Genomic DNA, 20,770 nt, shown 5'->3' with positions numbered 1-20,770 from the left:
TCCAAACCCGTCAACGAATCGTCGCGGCTTCGTTCGATATTCGTCAAAAATGGGTCAGGATGCCGCCATCTCCGCCACCCGCTTCACCGCGTCGCGCACCGGTCCCGGCCGCCGCTCGTCCGCCAGGGTGGTGAACCAATGCTCCGGCGGGTTGCGGCCGGCGGCGCGGTTCCAGGTCAGGGCGCGCAGCACCCCCTCCGCCTCCGCCGTCGGTGGCACGGCGGGGTCGATGCCGTTCATCACCGCCCAGATGCCGGTCCAGCAGCGCCCGACCGACCATGGATTGTAACCGCCGCCGCCGACCACCAGCACCCGCGGCGCCAGCGGCAGCAGGGCGGCCACCGCCTCCCACAGCGCATGGTTGGACAGCTCCAGCCGGCTCAGGGGATCCTCGGCCAGGGCGTCGGCGCCGGTCTGGATCACCATCGCCTGCGGACGGAAGGCGCGGGCCAGCGGCAGCACCGCCGCCTCCATCGCATGCTCCATCTCGCTGTCGTTGAAACCGGGCGGGACCGGCAGGTTGCGGGCCATGCCGCCGGCCCGGTCCTCCGCCTTGCCGGTGTAGGGCCAGCGCCCGTCCTCGTGGATGGAGATGGTGAGCACCCGGTCGTCGTCGGCGAAGGCCTCCTCCACCCCGTCGCCATGGTGGGCGTCGAGATCGACATAGAGCACCCGCTCCAGCCCATGGTCGAGCAGCTCCAGGATGCCCAGCACCGGCGCGTTGAAATAGCAGAAGCCGCTGGCCCGGTCGCGGCGCGCATGGTGGGTGCCGGCGGCCGGCGCATAGACCAGCCCGGCCGGACGGTCGCCCAGGATTCGCGCCGCCTGCAGGGCCGACCCGCTGCTGTGGGCCGGCCGCCGGAACATCTCGGCGAAGACCGGATTCTCCAGCTTGCCCAGATTGTGGCGGGCCGCCGTCGCCTCGTCCACCCGCTGCTCCGCCTCCGCCCGCTTCAGTGCGGCGATGTAGTCCGCGGTGTGGAAGCGCGCCAGTTCGCGTTCGCTCGCCACATGGGTGTCGAGATAGATGTCGTCGGGCAGCCAGCCCATGGCGCGGCTGAGGTCGATCACGGTCGATACGCGCGGGATCGCCAGCGGATGCTTCGGGCCATAGGTCGAGCCGCGATAGATCTCGCCGCCGATGAACAGCGGGGTGCGGAGAGGCGTGGTCAGGGGAGGATCTCCATCGGTCCCGCCAGAAACTAGGCGGTGACGCGCTCCGGTCAAGCGGCGCCCGCGCTTCCACGCTCCGGAAGGGCTTCCGGCAATGCTTGCGGTCACGGATCGTCCGCGCCTATAGTCGCCGCCTTCACTGGGGGGAGCCGATGGGCGGCTGAGAGGTCCCGTTGCGGGACGACCCCTGGAACCTGATCCGGTTCATGCCGGCGTAGGGATCAGTGATGCCGGACCGCAAGCGCTTCCTCTCCGCACTCCCGCCATGCCTGCCCCGATGATGGCCCCGATGATGGCGATCACGCCGCTTTCGGTGACCGTCTCGCGTGCGCGGCTGACCTATGGCGGCACGCTGCTGTTCTCCGACCTGACGCTGGAGCTGCAAGCGGGACGGACCACCTGCCTGCTGGGGCCGAGCGGCGTCGGCAAGACCACGCTGCTGCGCATCCTCGCCGGGCTGGCGGAGCCGGAGCCACCGACCTGCGTCTCAACCGGCGACGGACAGCCCCTGGCCGGCCGTATCGCCTATATGGCGCAGCAGGATTTGCTGCTGCCCTGGCTGACGGTTCAGGACAATGTCCTGCTGGGCGACCGGCTGCGCCACCTCCGCCCCGATGCCGCGCGGGTGGAACGCGCCCGCGCGCTGCTCGACCGCGTCGGTCTGGCGGGACGCGAGCGCGACCGACCGGCCGCCCTGTCCGGCGGGCAGCGCCAGCGGGTCGCGCTCGCCCGCACGCTGATGGAGGACAAGCCGCTGGTCCTGATGGACGAGCCCTTCTCCGCGCTCGACGCCATCACCCGCCTGCGGCTGCAGGAGACGGCGGCGGAAACGCTGGCCGGCCGCACCGTCCTGATGGTCACCCACGACCCGCTGGAGGCACTTCGCATCGGCGACCGCCTGCATGTGATGACCGGCCGCCCCGCCGTCATGGGGCCGGCGCTGGAACCGTCCGGCCCCGTGCCGCGCCCGGTCGACGATCCCGGATTGCTGGCGCTGCAGGCGGAGCTGTTGCGGAGGCTGGCGGAATGAGGGCGCTGCTGCGCGCCGCCGTCACCCTCGCCGTGCTGGTCGCCGGCTGGCAGGCGCTGGTCTGGGCCACCGGCCTGCCGCGTTACCTGCTGCCCGGTCCACTGGCGGTGGCGGATGCAATGCGGCGGCAGGCGCCCCTGCTGTGGAGCCATGGGCTGACGACGCTGACCGAGATCCTGATCGGGCTGGTGGCCGGCGTGGCTCTGGGCAGCGTGAGCGCGCTGCTGCTGGCGCGGTTCCGCACCGCGCGGCGCTGGCTGATGCCGCTGTTGCTGGTCAGTCAGGCGATCCCGGTCTTCGCGCTGGCTCCCCTGCTGGTGCTTTGGCTGGGCTACGGCATGGCGTCCAAGATCGCCATGGCGGTGCTGGTCATCTATTTCCCGGTGACGACCGCGCTGTTCGACGGGCTGCGCCGCACCGATCCCGGCTGGCTCGACCTTGCCCGCACCATGGGCGCCTCGCCTGCCGCGATCCTGTGGAACATCCGCCTGCCCGCCGCGCTGCCCGCCTTCTGGTCCGGCGTGCGGGTGGCCGCGGCGGTGGCGCCCATCGGCGCGGTGATCGGCGAATGGGTGGGGTCGTCCTCCGGCCTCGGCTATCTGATGCTGCACGCCAACGCCCGCATGCAGATCGACCTTCTGTTCGCCGCCGTGCTGGTGCTGGGGCTGTTCGCAGTGACGCTCTATGCCGCCGTCGACGCGCTGGCCCGCCGCGCCCTGCCCTGGCAACCCGATTCCCAACCGGCCGAAGACGCCAATCCTTGATGAGGGGGAGAGAAACCCGATGAAGCACCTGTTCGCCGCCGGCCTGATGGCCGCCAGCCTGATGACGTCGCTTCCGGCATTGGCCCAGGACAAGCTGTCCGTGATGCTGGACTGGTTCGTCAACCCGGACCATGCCCCGCTGGTGGTGGCGCAGGAGAAGGGCTTCTTCAAGGAGGCCGGGCTGGAGGTGACGCTGACCGCCCCGGCCGACCCCAACGACCCGCCGAAGCTGGTCGCCGCCGGCGGCGCCGATCTCGCCGTGTCGTACCAGCCGCAGTTGATCCTGCAGGTGGCCGAGGGGCTGCCGCTGGTCCGTGTCGGCACGCTGGTCTCCACCCCGCTGAACTCCGTCGTCGTGCTGCGCGACGGGCCGGTGAAGACGCTGAAGGACCTGAAGGGCCGCAAGATCGGCTTCTCCATCGCCGGCTTCGAGGATGCCTTGCTCGGTGCCATGCTGGAGAAGCACGGGCTGAGCCTGAAGGATGTGGAGCTGGTCAACGTCAACTTCTCGCTGTCGCCGTCGCTGCTGTCGGGGCAGGTCGATGCGGTGGTCGGCGCCTTCCGGAACTTCGAACTGAACCAGTTGGACATCGAAAAGCATCCCGGCCGGGCCTTCTACCCGGAAGAGGAAGGGGTACCGCCCTATGACGAGCTGATCCTGGTCGCCCACAAGGCCAAGGCGAACGACCCGCGCTTCAAGCGCTTCCTGGCGGCGGTGGAGCGTGCGACGCTCTATATCCTGAACCATCCGGAGGAATCGCAGGCGGTCTTCGTCAAGGGCCGGCCGGAGCTGAACGACGAGCTGAACCGCCGCGCCTGGGCCGACACGCTGCGGCGCTTCGCCCACAGCCCGGCCGCCCTGGATGCCGAGCGCTACACCCGCTTCGCCGAGTTCCTGAAGGCGCGCGGCCTGATCGAGAAGGTGGCGCCGGTCGACCAGTATGCGGTGGTGGTGAAGTAACCGACCACCCGACGACATTGCCATCCGGGCCGGCGGCGCGTTACCTACAGCGTCGTGCGTTTACTATGAAACGCACGACGCTGTAGCTTTCTGTTTGGCGATCGGATTCACGCTCCAAATCGATTCCGATTTTACGCGATCCGATCTATAGGGAAACCGCTCCGCCGGCCAATGATTGGCAGAGGCATAGAATCGGGAGACGCAAGGGTATGCCGATCAAGACCATCCTGCTGCACATGGCCAACGACGATGCCCACGCCGGCCGGATGGCCGTTGCCGCAGCGCTGGCCAAGAGATTCTCCGCCCATATCCATGCGCTCTACATCGCCACGCCGGTGTCGATGCCGGCGGGCGCCACCGGCCGCGCCGCCTCCTACGGCTTCATGGCGGAAGCCACCGCCATCGCCCACGAGAATGCCGAGCGGATCGAGCAGGAGGTGCGGCAGGCGCTGAACGGCCTGTCCTATGACTGGACGGTCGAGGAAGGCGATCACGTCGATCTGCTGGCCGGGCGGGCGTCCTACGCCGATCTGGTCGTGGTGGCGCAATCGGCGGCCGTGCGGGCGGGGGAGCGCGTCTCCCTGCACAACATCCCCGACCGCCTGCCCCTGGAGACCGCCACCCCGGTGCTGGTCCTGCCGCCCAGCCAGCCGGCGACCGCCGCCATCGGCCGGCATGTGCTGGTCGCCTGGAAGAACAGCCGCGAATCCGCCCGCGCCGTCCGCGCCGCCATGCCCTTCCTGGAGGCGGCGGAGAGCGTCACCGTCCTAACGGTGGAGCCGCCCGGCCATCACAGCGACGAAGCCGCGGCGCTGGGCGACTGGCTGCACCGCCACGGCATCGCCGCCCGGCCGCAGGCGGTCATCGCCTCCGGCGGCGAAGTCGGCGACATGATCCTGTCCTGCTGTGCCGACCAGGGCGCCGACCTGCTGGTGATGGGGTCCTACGGCCACTCCCGCCTGCGCGAACTGGTCCTGGGCGGCGCCACCCGCACGGTTCTGGAGGGGCTGTCCGTACCGGCCTTGATGACGCATTAAGGGGGGGGTGTCGCGGCGATATTCCCCCTCCCTAGCCCTCCCCCGCTTTGCGGGAGAGGGAACTCCACTGCGCTCTTGGGCCACATCACGCTGACAAGCATCCAATCCCCTCTCCCGCGGAACGCGGGGGAGGGTCAGGGTGGGGGCAAGGTCCCTGACCCACCACTCACCCGAACAGCTGCCCGTGCAGCGCCTGCCAGCTGTCCCGGTCCGGCGCCAGCAGGATGCTTCCCTGCAGCAGCCCCGGCCGATAGGGCGTGCCGTCGATCAGCGCCGAATGGCCGCCGGCTTCCGCATGCAGGAGCACGCCGGCGGCATGGTCCCACGGCATCAGCCGGTGATAGAGCGAGTAATGCGCCCGGCCCTCCAGCAGCCGCAGATACTCCTGCGCGGCGCTCGACAGGCAGGCGCGCTCGCCGAGGCCCGCGCTGCGCTCCTCCAGTTGCCGGCTCATTTCTTCGGCACAGAAACGGGTGGACAGCGCGCCGACCATCTGCGGCAGCGGCACCGCCGGTGCGACATGGACCCGGCGGCCGTCTAGCCATGCCCCCTGCCCCTTCACCGCCGTCGCCATCCGCCCGTCCACCGGGTCGTGGATCCAGCCGGCGACCGTCTCGCCCTTGCAGGCGAGCGCGACGATCACCGCGAACATCGGCCGGCCCTGAGCGAAGTTGATGGTGCCGTCCACCGGATCGATGATCCAGACCGGATCGTCGCCATGGATGCGGTCGAGCACGCGCTCGTCCTCCGACGCCGCTTCCTCGCCGATCACGCGGCTGCCCGGCAGCAGGGCCGACAGGGCCGGGGCCAGCGCGCGTTCCGCCGCCTCGTCCGCCAGGGTGACGAGGTCGGTCGGTCCGGTCTTCTGCCGGATGCCGGAGGCGTCCAGCTTCTGGAAATAGGGCATGATCTCCGTCCGGGCGACGGAGCGGATCAGGTCGGACACGCGGTCGATGTCGGGGATCGGGAAACCCGTCATGGTTGGGCGCTCTCGCTCGCGTTGAGGTTATGGGCGGTCACGGCTTCGCCGCGGGCTTGGCCGGATTGCTGTCCAGCTTCAATGTCGGATCGCCGCCGCCGGGATTGCTCAACAGAACCTTGCCGTCCAGTCCGCTGTCCTTCAGCGCCTTCGACAGCGCGTCGAGCGTGGCGCGGTCGGCGGCTGCCGCCGCGGCTTCCTTGGCCTGATCGGGCGGTGGCGGCGGCACCGGACCGCCCTGCGCCGGCTGTCGCGGCGCATTGGGATCGATCTGCGGCGGCGGCGGCGGAGGTGGCGGGGGGCCGGCGGTTTCCTTCTCGGGCTCCGGCGGCGGTGGCGGCGGCGGCTGCCAGAGGCGGAAACAGTCGGTGAAAGTCGGCTGCTTGCACTCCTTCAGCAGTTCGGCGGCGTCCGGCGCGATGACCAGCGGTTCGGCGGGCGCCACCGGAAGGGGCTGCGGCGGGGGCGGAAGCGGGTCTTCCGGTGGGTTGTCCGGTTCTTCGACATAGCCGGGCGGAAGAGGCGCTCCGGGGCGCAAGGGTTCCGCCGCGAACGGCGCCGCAGACGGCAGGGCGAGCGCCAGAAGCACCGGCAGGGCCGGCAGCAGGCGACCGGCACCGGTCGGGACGGAACGGGGGGAGCAACGGAGCACGACAAGACCGCGGCGATGGCGAACGGCCCATTATGGCCCGCCATCGCCCGCGCAGTCATCCATCAAGCATGTGTCAAATCACCATCATGCGGCGGCGCGGTGGTTTCCTTCGGGGAAGCCGGCGGACCGCCGTCCCTCGCCATAGCCCCAGGCCGACAGTTCGCGGCAGATCGCGGCGATCTTCGCGGCTTCATCGGCATTCGGCTCCCGCTGCGCGGCAGCGTCGAGCAGGCGGATCAGCTTGGCACGTCCTTCGGGGGTGCGCGACAACTCCTGCAACCGCAGCAGCGCCGCGCCCGGCGGCAATTTCTCCTCACGCGCCACCAGAGTCACCTGATCGGCGAGGAAAGCCGTGATCGAAAAACACGACGGATCGGTTTGCAACCGCATTGGCAGTCCTCCTCCTGGGGGAGCGCGTTGCTCCATTCCCATAATCGGACCCCAACGGGGAAATGACCACGCCGCATTCGTCGTAAGACCGGAGTGGGGTGCAACAGGTCATAGCCGGGCGTTGCACCCTTTCCGTTTGGCCAGCGCGGCAAGGCACCGCTTAAGGTTGCCTAGGGCCGCATTGGCCTTGCCGAACCGTCAGGCCTGGGATTGCGGCTGGAACCGCTTCTCGAACCGTGCGAGGTCGGCCGGGTCGAGGGAGACGTGCAGATGCGCCCGCTCCTCGTCGTCCCGGCGTTCCAGGACCTCGCCCTTGGCATAAAGCCAAGCCAGCGCCGCACCGTCGCCCAACTCCACCGACAGGTCGACCACCTGCCGGTTGACGTTCATCCGCTGGTCCAGCAGGCGGTCGAGATCGTCGATCCCCTCGCCGGACAGGGCGGACACCGCAACCGCGCGCGGGTTGCGGCCGGTCTGGGCCAGGATCGCCGCGCGGCTTTCGCCGTCCAGCGCGTCGATCTTGTTCAGCACCTCGATCACCCGGTCGTCCGTTTCCGGGTCGATGCCCATGTCGGACAGCACCTCATGGACATCGGCCTTCTGGGCGTCGCTGTCGATGTGGGCGATGTCGCGGACATGCAGGATGATGTCGGCGGCATCCACCTCCTCCAGCGTGGCGCGGAAGGCGGCGACGAGGCCGTGCGGCAGGTCGGAGATGAAGCCGACGGTGTCCGACAGGATGACCTTGCGGCCCGACGGCAGCGTCACCTGCCGCATGGTGGGGTCGAGCGTGGCGAACAGCAGATTCTGGGCGAAGACGTCGGCATTCGCCAGCCGGTTGAACAGCGTCGATTTGCCGGCGTTGGTGTAGCCGACCAGCGCCACCACCGGGTACGGCACCTTGGCGCGCGCCTTGCGGTGCAGGCCGCGGGTCCGCCGCACCTCCTCCAGTTCCTTCTTGATCTTGATGATCCGGTCGCCGATCAGGCGGCGGTCGAGTTCGAGCTGGGATTCGCCGGGGCCGCCGAGGAAGCCGAAGCCGCCGCGCTGCCGTTCCAGGTGGGTCCACGACCGCACGAGCCGCGACTTCTGGTAGGTCAGCGACGCCAGTTCGACCTGCAGCATGCCTTCCCGCGTGCGGGCGCGGGCGCCGAAGATCTCCAGGATCAGGCCGGTCCGGTCGATGACCTTGGCCTTCAATGCCCGTTCAAGGTTGCGCTGCTGCACCGGCGACAGGGCATGGTCGAGGATGACCAGCGTCGCCTCGTTCTCCTCCACCACCTCTGCCAGATGCTCCACCGTGCCGGAGCCGAGCAGGGTCGATGGCTGCGGCCGGTTCACCTTGGCGCATTCGGCATGGATGACATCCAGCTGAATTGCCTGGGCAAGACCGATCGCCTCCTCAAGCCGTGATTCGGGAGGGCGCATGTCCCCATCCGCCTCATTGCGGAGGACGGGGTGGACCACGATGGCCCGCGCGGCGCCTTCCGGGGCCGCGCCGTTACCATTGGTCAAGGGATCAGACGCTTTCACCTTCCTTGGGCGGCTCGAAAAGTTGAATGGGATGGGCCGGCATGACCGTCGAGATTGCGTGCTTGTAGACGAGCTGGGAGTGCGCGTCGCGCCGCAGAAGTACCGAGAAGTTGTCGAACCAAGTAATGATGCCCTGGAGTTTCACGCCGTTCACGAGAAAGACGGTTACGGGAGTCTTGTTCTTGCGGACGTGGTTCAGAAACACATCCTGCACGTTCTGGCTTTTTTCAGACATTTTTCATGCCCCCTTCTTCAATGTTCTTGGGACCCCTTGTCTAAAGGCGGTCCGCTCCCCGTTTCACGGTGTAGGTTTGGTGCGCGCAGGTACCGTCTCGACAGCCGTTTGCAGGGATATGGTATCACCATTGCCATCCACCAAGCCACATAGGACGCTCCGGAGCGCCGTGCAGTCGGTGTGGCGATGGGCGGGCGGAAAACGGTCGAAGCCGCTCCCCTCGCCAAGCCCTATTAGCACCGGAACGAGACCGGCGCCATGGGCGCATTCCATGTCGATGTCGGCATCGCCGAGAAACCAGACATCGGGCCCCAGTTCGATCCCCGCCGGTTCCAGCGCCATCCGCACCGGGGCGAGGTGCGGCTTGTCGAATTCCGCATCCTGGGCGCCGACCAGCTTGCCGAAATAGCGGGTCCAGCCCAGCGCTTCCGCCTCCGCCCGCAGGAACCCGCCGTTCTTGTTGGAGACGACGGCCTGATAGACCCCGCGCTCGTGGAAATGGGCCAGCAGCGTCTCCGCACCGGGCAGCGGCTTCAGCCCGTCCAGATGGTGGGCGGCGAAATAGCCATAGAAGAGGTCGCGCGCCTCGGTCCAGCGCTCGCCGAAGATGCGGGGGAAGCTGTCGCGCAGCGATGCCTTGATCCGCTCCCGCGCCTCCTCCGCACTCCAGGGGTCGAGACCGAAGGACACCAGCGCGTGGTTCAACGCCTCGCGCACCGTGTCCCAATTGCTGACCAGGGTGTTGTCCCAGTCATAGATGACGGCGCGCGGCAGGGTGATGGGGGCGGACAAGGGGAAGCTCCGGTCAAAGTCGGTAGGGGCGGTCCTGGATCAGCAGGCGTGCACCCGAATGGTCCCGGATGTGGCTGCATACTCGTGGATCAGCCTGTCCCGGGTCATGAGAGGAACCCCGAGCTCGCGGGCGGTGGCGATCAGCATGCGGTCGGCCGGATCGTTATGGAGCGGTTCCGGCAGGCTCGATGCCCCCAGCGCCGCTTCGAGCGATAGAGGCAGGCAGCGCAGCCCCGCCGCGGCAAGAAAACGCTGCATCCATGCCGACGGCTCAAGATCCAGACGAATCCGGCCCTTGCGCACCAGAGTTCCGATTTCCCAGGCCGAGACCGTCGAGATCAGGAGTCCGCCGGTCGATCTTTCCTGCTCTATGCGCTCCCGTGCATCGGCAGAAAGCTCGATCCCGGCGTCGAGCCACAGGATCGCATGGGTGTCGAGAAGGATCATTCGGCGGTCACCGGTGAAGGATCCCGCTTTCGGCGTCGAAGGTGTCGTCGTCGAAGGTCGGCTGGGTCAGGTCATGGTCGCCGACCACCTCGACCGAACCAGGATGGGCGCCGAACAGTGGCGACAATGTCCTCTCCGGAGGGTTCAATTCGGCCACAGGACGGCCGTGCCGCGTCACCACGATCTTGGCGACGCGGTGATCCTCCAGATCGTCGAACAGCGACAGGCATTTCGCCTTGAACTCGGTCACGCTGACCGTCACCACCGGCAATCCCACGGCAACCTCCGCCAAAATGGTCAAATCAATATGACCATTTTGGCGTTCCGATACAAGTGAGCTCACTCGATGAACATCTTCCCCTTCTCGCTGCCATGGACGCCGAGCGACTTCAGCTTGCGGTGAAGGGCGGAGCGTTCCATGCCGACGAAGGACGCGGTGCGGGAGATGTTGCCGCCGAAGCGGGTGACCTGGGCCAGCAGATACTCGCGCTCGAACACCTCGCGCGCCTCGCGCAGCGGCAGGCCCATGATCTCGCCGCCCTTGTCCCATTTCAGGACGGTGGGCGTGATGGCGCCGATCTCCGGCGGAAGGGTGTCGGCGCGGATCGGCTCCTTCGGGTCGCCCTGCGCCATGATCAGCAGCCAGTCCACCACGTTGCGCAGCTGCCGCACGTTGCCCGGCCAGTCATAGGCCTGGAGCGCCGCCATCGCATCCTCGCCGAATTCGCGGATCGGCAGGCCGGACGCCTCGGCGGAGCGCTGCATGAAGTGGCGGGCCAGCACCGGGATATCCTCCCGCCGTTCGGCCAGCGACGGCACGCGGATCGGCACCACCGACAGGCGGTAGAACAGGTCCTGGCGGAAGCGGCCCTGTTCGATCTCCGCCTGCAGGTCGCGGTTGGAGGTGGCGATGACGCGCACGTCGACCTCGACGCGCTGGCCGCCGCCTACCCGCTCGAACACCTGCTCCTGCAGGGCGCGGACGATTTTTCCCTGGGTTTCCAGCGGCATGTCGGCGACCTCGTCCAGCAGCAGCGTGCCGCCATGGGCCTGCTCGAAGGTGCCGATCTTGCGGCCAGGGCCGTCGACGCCGGCCTCGGTGCCGAACAGCTCCATCTCCAGCCGTTCCGGCCGCATCGTGGCGCAGTTCAGCCCGACGAAGGGACCGCCGGCGCGGCGCGACCGGGCGTGGATCAGGCGCGCGACCACCTCCTTGCCGGCGCCCGCCGGGCCGGAGATCAGCACGCGGCTGCCGGTGGGCGCCACCTTGTCGATGGACTGGCGCACCTGATTGACCGCCGAGGAGCGGCCGATGAGTTCGACATCGCCGCCGGCGCGCAGCTTCAGTTCCTGGTTCTCGCGCTTCAGCCGCGCCGCCTCGATGGCGCGCTCCACCATCAGCAGCAGGCGGTCGGCCTTGAACGGCTTCTCGATGAAGTCGTAGGCGCCGACCTTGATCGCCTGCACCGCGGTCTCGATGTTGCCGTGGCCGGAGATCATGATCACCGGCAGGTTGGCATGGTCGCGCATCAGCTGTTCGAGGATCTGCAGACCGTCCAGCCTGCTGCCCTGCAACCAGATGTCGAGCACGACGAGGCTCGGCCGGCGCGCCGCCACCTGGGCGAAGGCCTGATCGGCGTCGGCGGCCTCGCGGGTCTTGATGCCTTCGTCGTTCAGGATGCCGGAAATCAGCATCCGGATATCAGCTTCGTCGTCGACGATCAGAATGTCATGCGCCATGGGCTTCGTGCCTCAACTCTCCGCCGGTCTCCGCCGGCCTGACGTCACGGCCGCCCGCGTCGTTCGCGGCCGTAACCGGGTGTGGAACGACCAGCGTCACGCGCGCCCCGGTCCCGCCTTCACGGTCCTCCAGGGTCAGCACGCCGCCATGGTCCTCCATGATCTTCTTGACGATGGCGAGCCCCAGCCCGGTGCCCTTGGCCCGCGTCGTCACATAGGGTTCGGTCAGCCGGTCGCGCTGCTCGCCGCCGGGCAGGCCCTTGCCGTTGTCCTCGACGGTGACGACGACCTTCTCGCCGTCGTCCTCCACCGCGATGGAGACCTCGCCGGGCGGCAGTTCCGACCCGTCGGCGGGTTGGCCGCGCCCTTCGATGGCGTCCGCCGCGTTCTGCAGCAGGTTGGTCAGCGCCTGCGAGATCTGCCGGCTGTCGCAGGCCACCGTCAGTGGTCCCGCCGGCAGCCGCGTCTCGAACCGGATCTTACCGCTGTGCGCACTGGATTGCAGGAACACCGCCTGCCGGACCAGATCGTTGATGTTGACCGGCTTCATCACCGGCTGCGGCATGCGCGCGAAGGCGGAGAACTCGTCCACCATGCGGCGGATGTCGTCCACCTGCCGGACGATGGTGTCGGTGCACATGGTGAAGACCTCCGTGTCGCTGGAGATCTCCTTCAGGTACTTGCGGCGCAGCCGTTCGGCAGACAGCTGGATCGGCGTCAGCGGGTTCTTGATCTCGTGCGCGATGCGGCGCGCCACGTCGGCCCAGGCCGCCTTGCGCTGTGCCGACACCAGTTCGGTGATGTCGTCGAAGGTGACGACATAGCCGCGGACATTGCCGTCACGCACCTCGGCGGCGATGCGGACCAGCAGGGTCAGCATCGGCTTGCCGGGACGGCGGACATGGATCTGGTCCTGCACGACGCGGCCGGGCTTCTTCGGCGCGTTTTCCAGCAGGTCGCCCATGTCCGGCAGCAGCTCGACCAGCGGCAGGCCGACCAGCCGTTCCGGATCGTCCTCGCCCAGCAGGCGCGCGGCGGACAGGTTCGGCAGGTTGATGACGCCGTCGGCATCCAATCCCAGCACGCCGGCCGACACGCCCGACAGCACTGTCTCGGTGAAGCGGCGGCGTTCGTCCAGCAGCCGGTTGGTCGACAGCAGTTCCCGCCGCTGCCCCTCGATCTCCGTCGTCATGCGGTTGAAGGCGCGCGACAGCAGGACGAATTCGTCCTCTCCCGGCGGTTCCGACACGCGAACGGTCAGGTCGCCGGCACGCACCCGCTCTGCGGCGCCGATCAGCGCGCTGATGGGGCGGACCAGCCGGGTGGCGAAATTCAGCCCAGCCCACACCGCCGCCAGCAGCAGCAGCATGGCAACGACCAGGAAGATCAGGGTGAAGGTGATCTGCAGGCTGCCGCGCTGGTTCTCCAGCGCGCTGTATTCCTTCACCGCGCCCTCGGCCGCCGCCATGTGCTGGAGGACCCGCGGCTCCACCATGCGGCCGACATAGAGGAAGGTGTCGGACATCCGGTCCAGGCTGACCAGCGCGCGCACGCGGTCGTCGGATTCCTTGACCATCAGCGCGACCTCGCCATTGCGGGCCTGCTGGAGCTTCTCCTCCGGGATCGGCTCGAATTCCAGGGTGAAGGTGTAACCGATGCGGGCGACGATGGCGCCGGTGGTGCCGTTGAAGACGATGGCCTCCGACAGGGCGCGCAGCATCGCCTGGGTGGCGACAACCTGCTCGAACCGCTGCGGGTCGCTGGAGAAGCGCGCCTCCTGCGACAGGTCGTTGGCCATGGCCAGGGCGTCGGCGCGGATGTTCTGCTGGTGCTCGTGCAGATAGGCGCTGGCCACCACCAGGGATTCGTTCACCGCCGTGCGCACGCGGTCGCTGAACCAGCTCTGCACCCCGACATAGAAGAACAAGGTCGAGAAGACGGTCATGATGATGGCGGGCGCCACCGCCAGCACGCTGAACACCAGCACCAGACGGGTGTGCAGCCGCGAGCCGGCAAGTCCGCGCCGCCGGCCGATCAGGATCGCCACGATGCGCCGGGCGATCAGCACGCCCAGAGTCAGCAGGATCGCAAGGTCGAGGGTCAGCAGAAGCGTGACCGTGCGCGGATTGGCCTGTCCGAAGGGCGCGCTTTCGGTCATCGCCGCATAGGTGGCGAAGCCGGCGGCCAGCGCCGCCAGCGACAGCGCAAAGGCCAGCCGCTTGCCCAGGCCGACCCGCCGGGACCATTGAAGGAGCTTCTGCCAAACCGGCATCTGGCCGGCCGCAGGATTGTCGGAAGTCAGGGGCATGGTCCGGCGCTAATCTGTTGCCGGAAAGATACACCTCTGTTGCGGCCCTGCCAAGATGCAATGGCTCTGTCTTTCGGACAGGGCGCCGATATGCCGGCCGATATGGGCTGTGGGGACGGATGCGGGCCGTAAGATGCGCATCCGTCCGCGCCGGGCCTGTGTCACAATTTTGGCACTGACCGGTTGTGGCAGGGTGGCGGGACCGTTACTTGATCCCGCGCATCACCTGAATGTCGAGATCGCGGATCTTCTTGCGCAAGGTGTTGCGGTTCAGCCCCAGCAGTTGGGCAGCCTTGATCTGGTTGCCGCGGGTCGCCGACAGGCTCAGCGAGATCAGCGGCCGTTCGATCTCGCGCAACACGCGGTCATAGAGACCGTTGGACGGCATGCCGTCCTTGTGCGCGGCGAAATAGTCCTTCAGATGGCGTTCGACCGCCGACGACAGCCCTTCGCTCTGCGGCTCCTCCACCGGTTGGGCGGCCGGGGTGGCGTCGGCAAGCTCCGCCTCGATCACATCCAGGCCGATGACCTCCTGCGAATAGAGGGCGGCCAGCCGGCGGACGAGGTTTTCCAGTTCGCGGACATTGCCCGGCCAGCGGTAGCGCTTCAGCCGGTCCATCGCCCCCTGGTCGATGCTCTTGGCCGGAAGCCCTTGGGCGATGCCGATGTTCAGGAAATGGCGAACCAGCAGCGGAATGTCCTCCGTCCGCTCGCGCAGCGGCGGCAGGCGGATCGGCACCACGCACAGGCGATAGAACAGATCCTCGCGGAACAGGCCCTGGCGGATCAGGGTGCGCAGGTCGCGGTGGGTGGCGGCGATGATGCGCACGTCGGTCTTGATCGCGGTGCGCCCGCCGACCGTGGTGTATTCCCCTTCCTGCAGCACGCGCAGCAGGCGGGTCTGGGCATCGAGCGGCATGTCGCCGATCTCGTCCAGGAACAGGGTGCCGCCCTGCGCCTGCTCGAACCGGCCGGTCGACCGGTTGGTCGCGCCGGTGAAGGCCCCCTTTTCATGCCCGAACAGTTCGGATTCGATCAGTTCGCGCGGGATGGCCGCCATGTTGATGGCGACGAAGGCGCCGTTGCGCCGCTTGCCGTAATCGTGCAGAGCGCGGGCCACCAGCTCCTTGCCGGTGCCGGACTCGCCGGTGATCATCACCGTCAGGTCGGTGCCCATCAGGCGCGCCAGCACCCGGTAGATTTCCTGCATGGCCGGCGAACGGCCGATCAGGGGAAGCTGTTCCTCGCTCTCCTGGTCGCCGCCGGGCATGGGAGCCGGCGCGTTGTTGGCGTTCAACGCGCGCTCGACGACGGAAACCAGCTCCTTCAGGTCGAAGGGCTTGGGCAGATATTCGAAGGCCCCGCGTTCCGCCGCCTTCACCGCGGTGATCAGCGTGTTCTGCGCGCTCATCACGACGACGCGCAGTTCCGGCCGCAGTTTCTTGATGCGCGGGATCAGGTCCAGGCCGTTTTCGTCCGGCATCACCACGTCGGTGATGACCAGATCCCCCTGTCCGTCCGCAACCCAGCGCCACAGGGTCGCGGCGTTGCCGGTGGTGCGCACCTCGTGCCCCAGGCGGGCGAGGGCTTGCGTCAGGACGGTGCGGATGGCGCGGTCGTCATCCGCGATGAGAATGGTCGCCGCGCTCATCAACGACTCCCCCGGCCGCCCTTGGACTGCGAGCCAGCGTCAGAAATCTTCGAATTCCCGGAAAGTTTCGAGTCTTCGTATTTCGAATCATCGTACATCGGCAGCGACACCTTGAAGACTGTCCGGCGAGGCTGGCTGTCGAACTCGATGGTTCCGCCATGGTCGCCTATGAGTTTCGCCACCAATGCAAGACCAAGGCCAGTCCCGTTCACCTTGCTGGTCACGAAGGGATCGAACAGGTTCGACTGCAGGTCTTCCGGAATGCCGTCGCCATTATCCTGAACCGTGACCAGCAGCGGCAGATGCCGGCGCACGTCGCCGCCCGGCAGGGCCATGCGCACACCATGCTGGTAGGATGTGGTCAGCGTGATCTCGCCGCCTGATTCCGGTGCAGCCTCTGCCGCATTTTTGATCAGATTCAGGAAAACCTGCACAAGTTGGTCGCGATTGCCGTAAACGGGAGGCAGTGACGGGTCGTAACGCTCGACAAAGCGTATTTTTCGGGCAAACCCGCTCTGGGCGACCTTGCGCACATGTTCCAGCACGGTGTGGATGTTCACCGCGGCGCGTTCCAGCGGCCGTTCGTCGGAGAACACCTCCATCCGGTTGACCAGCGCCACGATGCGGTCGGCCTCGTCGCAGATCAGGCGGGTCAGTACGCGGTCCTGGTCGCCGGCATTCTCCTCCAGCAGCTGGGCGGCGCCCCGGATGCCCGACAGCGGGTTCTTCACCTCATGCGCCAGCATCGCCGCCATGGCGGTGACGGAGCGCGCGGCGTGGCGATGGGTCAGCGAATGGTCGATCTTGCGGGCCAGCGACCGTTCATGGATGGTCAGCACCACATGGTCGGGCGGATCGCCCATGGCCGCCACCTGCACCGTCACATGGTGCGGGCCGATGCGGGGCGTGTCGATGACGACGCCGTCCTGCGACACCCGGCGGCTGCCGCGCCGCACCTGCTCGATCAGCCCCATCACCGGGCTGTCCGGCGGCAGCAGATCGGGCAGCGGCATGCCCTCCATGGCGTTGGCCGACAGGTCGAAGAACTCCTGTCCTTCCAGATTGACGAAACGGATCTCGCCGTTGCCGTCCACCACCAGAACCGGATCGGGCAGGCTGTTCAGCACCACCAGGGAGTCCAGCCGCGGCGCCCGTGCGGCACCCGACCGGTTGCGGCCACGCTTGCCCGGGGCGGTCATCGGTACGGGGTCCATCAGGCGGCCATCCTTTCGATTGCCGGTTCGTAAAAGGCACGGATACGGTCACGCACCGCGTCGGGATCGCCCAGCCGGTTGACCTCCTGCCGGAACTCGTTGGAGTCGCGCAGGCCGGTCGAATACCAGGACACATGCTTGCGGGCGACCTTGATGCCGCCGTCCTTGCCGTAATGGCTCAGCATGCTGTCGAAATGCTCCAGCAGCGTGTTCATCTGCTCGTGCAACGGCGGATCGGGCAGCCTTTCGCCGGTGCGCAGGTAATGCATGACCTGGGACGGGAACCAGGGGCGGCCGTAGCTGCCGCGCCCGATCATCACGCCGTCGGCGCCGCTTTCGGTCAAAGCTTGGTCCACCGCCTCGAAACTGGTGATGTCGCCGTTGACCACGACGGGGATCGACACCGCGTCCTTCACATGGCGGACATAGGTCCAGTCGGCGGTGCCGGTGTAGAACTGCATGCGGGTGCGGCCATGGACCGTCACCATCCTGATGCCGCACTGCTCGGCGATGCGGGCGAGGTTCGGGGCGTTGCGGTTGGTCTCGTCCCAGCCCAGCCGCATCTTCAGCGTCACCGGGATGCCGACGGCCTTCACCACCGCCTCCAGGATGCGGCCGGCCAAGGCCTCGTCCCGCATCAGGGAGGAGCCGGCATGGCCGTTGACCACCTTCTTCACCGGACAGCCGAAATTGATGTCGACGACCGCGGCGCCGCGGTCCTGGTTCAGCTTCGCCGCTTCGGCCATCACCTCCGGCTCGCAGCCGGCGAGCTGGACGGCCATCGGGAACTCCTCGGGCTCGGTCTCCACCATACGCAGGGTCTGGCGGTTCTCGCGGATCATCGCCTGACTGGCGATCATCTCCGACACCACGAGACCGCAGCCCGCGCGCTTCACCAGACGGCGGAACGGCAGGTCGGAGACACCCGACATGGGCGCCAGGATCACCGGTCCGGCGAGCGTGATGGGTCCGATTTGTATGGTCATTCTCACCTGCCCGATTGATGGGCAAATCAACAAAGTGCCAACATTTTAAGCAAGTTATCATGCAGATACGGCGCGGTGCAAGGGCGAAGCCCGCGACCGCTGCGGAGCGCCCTTTTACCAGGTCCGCCCTTTTACCAGGTCCATTGCCCGATCAGCACGTTGGACACGAACTTGACGCCGGGATAGGCGAGCGTCGCCAGCAGATAGACGATCAGCATCGTCCGCGCCGCCGTCCGCCCGCGCACGCCGGTGCGGTATTCCGCCAGCAGCAGGATGCCGATCACCACGAAGGTCGCCAGCGACAGCAGGCTCTTGTGATCGGTGCGGAACAGCTGTCCCTGCTCGAAATACAAAACCGCCATGCCGGTGGCGAGGCCGGCACCCAGCACCACCTCCGACGCGATCAGCAGGCGAAGCTGCAGACGTTCGCTCTCGGCCACCGGCGGCAGGAAACGGCTGAGCGGGGTCGGCCGCTTGGTCTTCAAGGCCCGCGTCTGCAGCACCGCGGCCAGCGACGCCACGGCGCTGAGCGTCAGCAGGGCATAGGTGAAGACCGACACCCCGATGTGAAGATCGATCCAAATGCCGGGAGCGTTGCCGCGCATGACCGGAGCCGGGGCGTCCTCGGTCAGGGTGGCGAACAGGCAGACGACCAGCAGATAGGGCAGCAGCAGCGGCGCCAGCCTCCAGGCCGTGCCATGGAACAGGCTGAGCCCGATGAACAGCGCCATGCAGGCGGCAGTGGTCACCCACAGCGCGGTGGAAAAGCCGGTCTGCCACTGTCCCGCAACCTGCAGGATCGCCCACATGCCGGGTCCGGCGGCGGCCAGCACCAGAGCGCCCCAGAAGGACCAGCCGCGCCCCTCCGCCCCTTGCCCCGCGATGCGCCGGTAGGGATAGAAGGCGGCCGGCACCAGGGTCACCAGCGCCGTCAGGCTCAAGAGAATGTTCTGCGACATGGACCCGAACGCACTCCCGTCTTTCCGCCCCGACATGCCGCCCCGTCCGTCATGTGGCCCCATCTGTGGCCATTGACCCGCCGGAAGCCGTCCGGCGATGAAACAGGCAGGCTCGGCACTTGGCGGAACCACGGCGACAGGCTAGGCTCCGCGACGTTTCCGTCAAGTGGCTATCATATCTTACGGTTTGCCTCATGCCCACCTGCATCGCGCCCACCTGCATCGCACTGATCGTCGCCGGCGGATCCGGCCAGCGGTTCGGCGCCGAACGGCCGAAGCAATATCTCGACCTTGCCGGCAAGCCGGTGCTGCGCCGCACGGTGGAGGCCTTCCTGCGCCATCCACAGGTGGGCGGCGTCCGCGTCGTCATCGACCAGGCCTGGCGCGACGCCTATGACGCGGCGGTCGCGGGGCTCGGCCTGCCCGACCCGGTGGCCGGCGGAGCCAGCCGGCAGGACTCGGTGCGCAACGGGCTGGAGGCGCTGGCCGCCGATGGCATCCCCGATTTCGTGCTGATCCACGATGCCGCCCGTCCGCTGATCGACGAGGCCACCATCGGCGCGGTGATCGCAGCGCTGGCCGACAAGCCTGGAGCCATCGCCGCGGTGCCCGTGGCCGACACGCTGAAGCGCGGCAATGACGGCAGCATCGGCGCGACGGTCGACCGCGAGGGGCTGTGGCGGGCGCAGACCCCGCAGGGCTTCCGCTTCCCCGCAATCCTGGAGGCGCATCGCGCCGCCGCCGGCCTGTCGCTGACCGACGATGCCGCCGTGGCGGAGCGCGCCGGGCTGGCCGTCGCCCTGGTGCCGTCCAAGGAGGATAATTTCAAGGTGACCACCCCCGATGACCTGACCCGCGCCACCCGCGCGATCATGAGCAGCCTGTGGGACGTGCGGACCGGCAGCGGTTTCGACGTCCATCGCTTCACCGACGGCGACTTCGTGACGCTCTGCGGCCTGCAGATTCCGCACAGCCATGGGCTGGAAGGGCATTCCGATGCCGATGTCGGCCTGCATGCCCTGACCGACGCCATCCTCGGCGCGCTGGCCGCCGGCGACATCGGCAGCCACTTTCCCCCCACCGATCCGCGCTGGCGCGGAGCCGACAGCGCCAAATTCCTGCGCCATGCCGCCGATCTGGTGGCGGAGCGCGGCGGCGTCATCGCCCATGCCGACGTGACCATCATCTGCGAGCGGCCCAAGGTCGGCCCCCACCGGGCCGCGATGGCCGAGCGGATTGCGCAAATTCTGGGCATCGAGGTCGGACGGGTCAGCGTCAAGGCCACCACCACCGAGCAGCTGGGCTTCACCGGCCGCCGCGAGGGAATCGCCGCGCAAGCGGTGGCGACCGTCCGCCTTCCCGGCTAAGATCCAACCCGACACCACGAGCCGGGAGAGGCCGCATGTTTCCCGAGACCATCCGCGACCTTGCCGCCCAGACGCTGGCCGAATACGGCCTTGCCGGCTACATGATCGCGACCGCCGAGTCCTGCACCGGCGGGCTGATCGCCGGCGCACTGACCGACATCGCCGGATCGTCCAAGGTGGTCGACCGCGGATTCGTCACCTACACCAACATCGCCAAGACCGAACTGCTCGGCGTCCCGGCCAGCCTGCTGCACGCGCATGGCGCTGTCAGCCCCGAAGTGGCGGTCGCCATGGCGGTGGGCGCGCTGGCGAAGTCGCGGGCCGATGTAACGGTGGCGGTGACGGGGATCGCCGGGCCAGGCGGGGCGACCGAGACCAAGCCGGTCGGTCGGGTCTATGTCGCCACGGCGGTGCGCGGCGGTGCGGCCAAGGCCAAGGAATACACCTTCCCCGGTGACCGCGACGCCGTGCGCATGGCGACCGTCCAGGCGGCGCTGGAGCGGCTGCGGCTGGCCCGCCCGACCGGAAGCCTGCGCTGAAAAAACGCCTGTA

At 68.0% G+C, this 20,770-nt stretch carries 21 protein-coding genes and 1 riboswitch; of the genes, 6 read left to right on the top strand and 15 right to left on the bottom strand.

Annotation, left to right across the window (positions count from 1 at the left end):
- Nucleotides 1–54: 54 nt before the first annotated feature.
- Nucleotides 55–1,227: an acetoin utilization protein AcuC gene (locus AZOLI_RS05910; protein ID WP_014247686.1), complete on the bottom strand. Its 1,173-nt coding sequence runs from the start codon at nucleotides 1,225–1,227 to the stop codon at nucleotides 55–57.
- 78 nt (nucleotides 1,228–1,305) lie between these two features.
- Nucleotides 1,306–1,412: riboswitch (TPP riboswitch) on the top strand.
- 26 nt (nucleotides 1,413–1,438) lie between these two features.
- On the opposite strand from AZOLI_RS05910, the gene AZOLI_RS05905 reads away from it, so the two are divergent.
- From AZOLI_RS05905 to AZOLI_RS05890, 4 genes are all read left to right on the top strand, one after another.
- A complete protein-coding gene (locus AZOLI_RS05905; protein WP_014247685.1) occupies nucleotides 1,439–2,203 on the top strand; it encodes an ABC transporter ATP-binding protein in 765 nt (254 codons plus the stop codon).
- Nucleotides 2,200–2,967 carry an ABC transporter permease gene (locus tag AZOLI_RS05900; RefSeq protein ID WP_014247684.1) on the top strand — a complete coding sequence of 256 codons (768 nt, stop codon included), beginning with the start codon at nucleotides 2,200–2,202 and terminating at the stop codon, nucleotides 2,965–2,967. The genes AZOLI_RS05905 and AZOLI_RS05900 overlap by 4 nt, the downstream gene beginning before the upstream one ends.
- Nucleotides 2,968–2,986: 19 nt before the next feature.
- Nucleotides 2,987–3,928, top strand: coding sequence for an ABC transporter substrate-binding protein (locus tag AZOLI_RS05895; protein WP_014247683.1), 942 nt, complete (start codon nucleotides 2,987–2,989; stop codon nucleotides 3,926–3,928).
- 209 nt (nucleotides 3,929–4,137) lie between these two features.
- On the top strand, nucleotides 4,138–4,965 hold the full coding sequence (locus AZOLI_RS05890) for a universal stress protein (RefSeq protein ID WP_014247682.1): 828 nt from the start codon (nucleotides 4,138–4,140) through the stop codon (nucleotides 4,963–4,965).
- Nucleotides 4,966–5,131: 166 nt separating this feature from the next.
- Here the strand turns inward: AZOLI_RS05890 and AZOLI_RS05885 are convergent, their stop codons facing one another.
- The 14 genes from AZOLI_RS05885 to AZOLI_RS05820 form a co-directional block, all read right to left on the bottom strand.
- Complete coding sequence (locus AZOLI_RS05885) at nucleotides 5,132–5,944, bottom strand: inositol monophosphatase family protein (RefSeq protein ID WP_014247681.1); 813 nt, start codon at nucleotides 5,942–5,944, stop codon at nucleotides 5,132–5,134.
- A 37-nt stretch (nucleotides 5,945–5,981) separates the two neighbouring features.
- Nucleotides 5,982–6,596 (bottom strand): hypothetical protein, encoded by a 615-nt coding sequence (locus AZOLI_RS05880; RefSeq protein ID WP_014247680.1) that lies wholly within the window; start codon nucleotides 6,594–6,596, stop codon nucleotides 5,982–5,984.
- 84 nt (nucleotides 6,597–6,680) lie between these two features.
- A complete protein-coding gene (locus AZOLI_RS05875) occupies nucleotides 6,681–6,986 on the bottom strand; it encodes a hypothetical protein (RefSeq protein WP_014247679.1) in 306 nt (101 codons plus the stop codon).
- A 198-nt stretch (nucleotides 6,987–7,184) separates the two neighbouring features.
- Entirely contained in the window at nucleotides 7,185–8,414 is a 1,230-nt protein-coding gene (gene hflX, locus AZOLI_RS05870) for a GTPase HflX (RefSeq protein WP_014247678.1), read from the bottom strand.
- A 91-nt stretch (nucleotides 8,415–8,505) separates the two neighbouring features.
- On the bottom strand, nucleotides 8,506–8,754 hold the full coding sequence (gene hfq / locus AZOLI_RS05865) for an RNA chaperone Hfq (protein ID WP_012974114.1): 249 nt from the start codon (nucleotides 8,752–8,754) through the stop codon (nucleotides 8,506–8,508).
- 63 nt (nucleotides 8,755–8,817) lie between these two features.
- Nucleotides 8,818–9,546: an HAD family hydrolase gene (locus AZOLI_RS05860; RefSeq protein ID WP_014247677.1), complete on the bottom strand. Its 729-nt coding sequence runs from the start codon at nucleotides 9,544–9,546 to the stop codon at nucleotides 8,818–8,820.
- Between the two features lie 39 nt (nucleotides 9,547–9,585).
- Nucleotides 9,586–9,993 carry a type II toxin-antitoxin system VapC family toxin gene (locus tag AZOLI_RS05855; protein WP_014247676.1) on the bottom strand — a complete coding sequence of 136 codons (408 nt, stop codon included), beginning with the start codon at nucleotides 9,991–9,993 and terminating at the stop codon, nucleotides 9,586–9,588.
- A 7-nt stretch (nucleotides 9,994–10,000) separates the two neighbouring features.
- Nucleotides 10,001–10,270 (bottom strand): type II toxin-antitoxin system Phd/YefM family antitoxin, encoded by a 270-nt coding sequence (locus AZOLI_RS05850; RefSeq protein ID WP_014247675.1) that lies wholly within the window; start codon nucleotides 10,268–10,270, stop codon nucleotides 10,001–10,003.
- A gap of 62 nt (nucleotides 10,271–10,332) precedes the next feature.
- Entirely contained in the window at nucleotides 10,333–11,733 is a 1,401-nt protein-coding gene (locus AZOLI_RS05845) for a nitrogen assimilation response regulator NtrX (protein WP_014247674.1), read from the bottom strand.
- Complete coding sequence (locus AZOLI_RS05840) at nucleotides 11,723–14,041, bottom strand: sensor histidine kinase NtrY-like (protein ID WP_014247673.1); 2,319 nt, start codon at nucleotides 14,039–14,041, stop codon at nucleotides 11,723–11,725. The genes AZOLI_RS05845 and AZOLI_RS05840 overlap by 11 nt, the downstream gene beginning before the upstream one ends.
- Nucleotides 14,042–14,246: 205 nt before the next feature.
- Complete coding sequence (gene ntrC, locus AZOLI_RS05835; RefSeq protein ID WP_014247672.1) at nucleotides 14,247–15,692, bottom strand: nitrogen regulation protein NR(I); 1,446 nt, start codon at nucleotides 15,690–15,692, stop codon at nucleotides 14,247–14,249.
- Complete coding sequence (locus AZOLI_RS05830) at nucleotides 15,692–16,906, bottom strand: two-component system sensor histidine kinase NtrB (RefSeq protein WP_197541525.1); 1,215 nt, start codon at nucleotides 16,904–16,906, stop codon at nucleotides 15,692–15,694. The genes ntrC and AZOLI_RS05830 overlap by 1 nt, the downstream gene beginning before the upstream one ends.
- The gene (gene dusB, locus AZOLI_RS05825) at nucleotides 16,906–17,892 is read right to left on the bottom strand and encodes a tRNA dihydrouridine synthase DusB (RefSeq protein ID WP_014247670.1); all 987 of its coding nucleotides are present in this window, start codon (nucleotides 17,890–17,892) and stop codon (nucleotides 16,906–16,908) included. The genes AZOLI_RS05830 and dusB overlap by 1 nt, the downstream gene beginning before the upstream one ends.
- Nucleotides 17,893–18,023: 131 nt before the next feature.
- Nucleotides 18,024–18,851, bottom strand: coding sequence for a cytochrome C assembly family protein (locus AZOLI_RS05820; protein WP_014247669.1), 828 nt, complete (start codon nucleotides 18,849–18,851; stop codon nucleotides 18,024–18,026).
- Nucleotides 18,852–19,045: 194 nt separating this feature from the next.
- Here AZOLI_RS05820 and AZOLI_RS05815 point away from each other — a divergent pair, with 194 nt between their 5' ends.
- Nucleotides 19,046–20,218, top strand: coding sequence for a bifunctional 2-C-methyl-D-erythritol 4-phosphate cytidylyltransferase/2-C-methyl-D-erythritol 2,4-cyclodiphosphate synthase (locus AZOLI_RS05815; protein ID WP_014247668.1), 1,173 nt, complete (start codon nucleotides 19,046–19,048; stop codon nucleotides 20,216–20,218).
- A gap of 35 nt (nucleotides 20,219–20,253) precedes the next feature.
- Entirely contained in the window at nucleotides 20,254–20,757 is a 504-nt protein-coding gene (locus AZOLI_RS05810) for a CinA family protein (RefSeq protein WP_014247667.1), read from the top strand.
- Nucleotides 20,758–20,770: the final 13 nt, after the last annotated feature.

Origin of the sequence: Azospirillum lipoferum 4B, assembly GCF_000283655.1 — a bacterium.
Classification (GTDB): domain Bacteria; phylum Pseudomonadota; class Alphaproteobacteria; order Azospirillales; family Azospirillaceae; genus Azospirillum; species Azospirillum lipoferum_C.
Note: the sequence above shows the minus strand (reverse complement) of the source record. Positions and strands in the feature narration are given on the sequence as shown.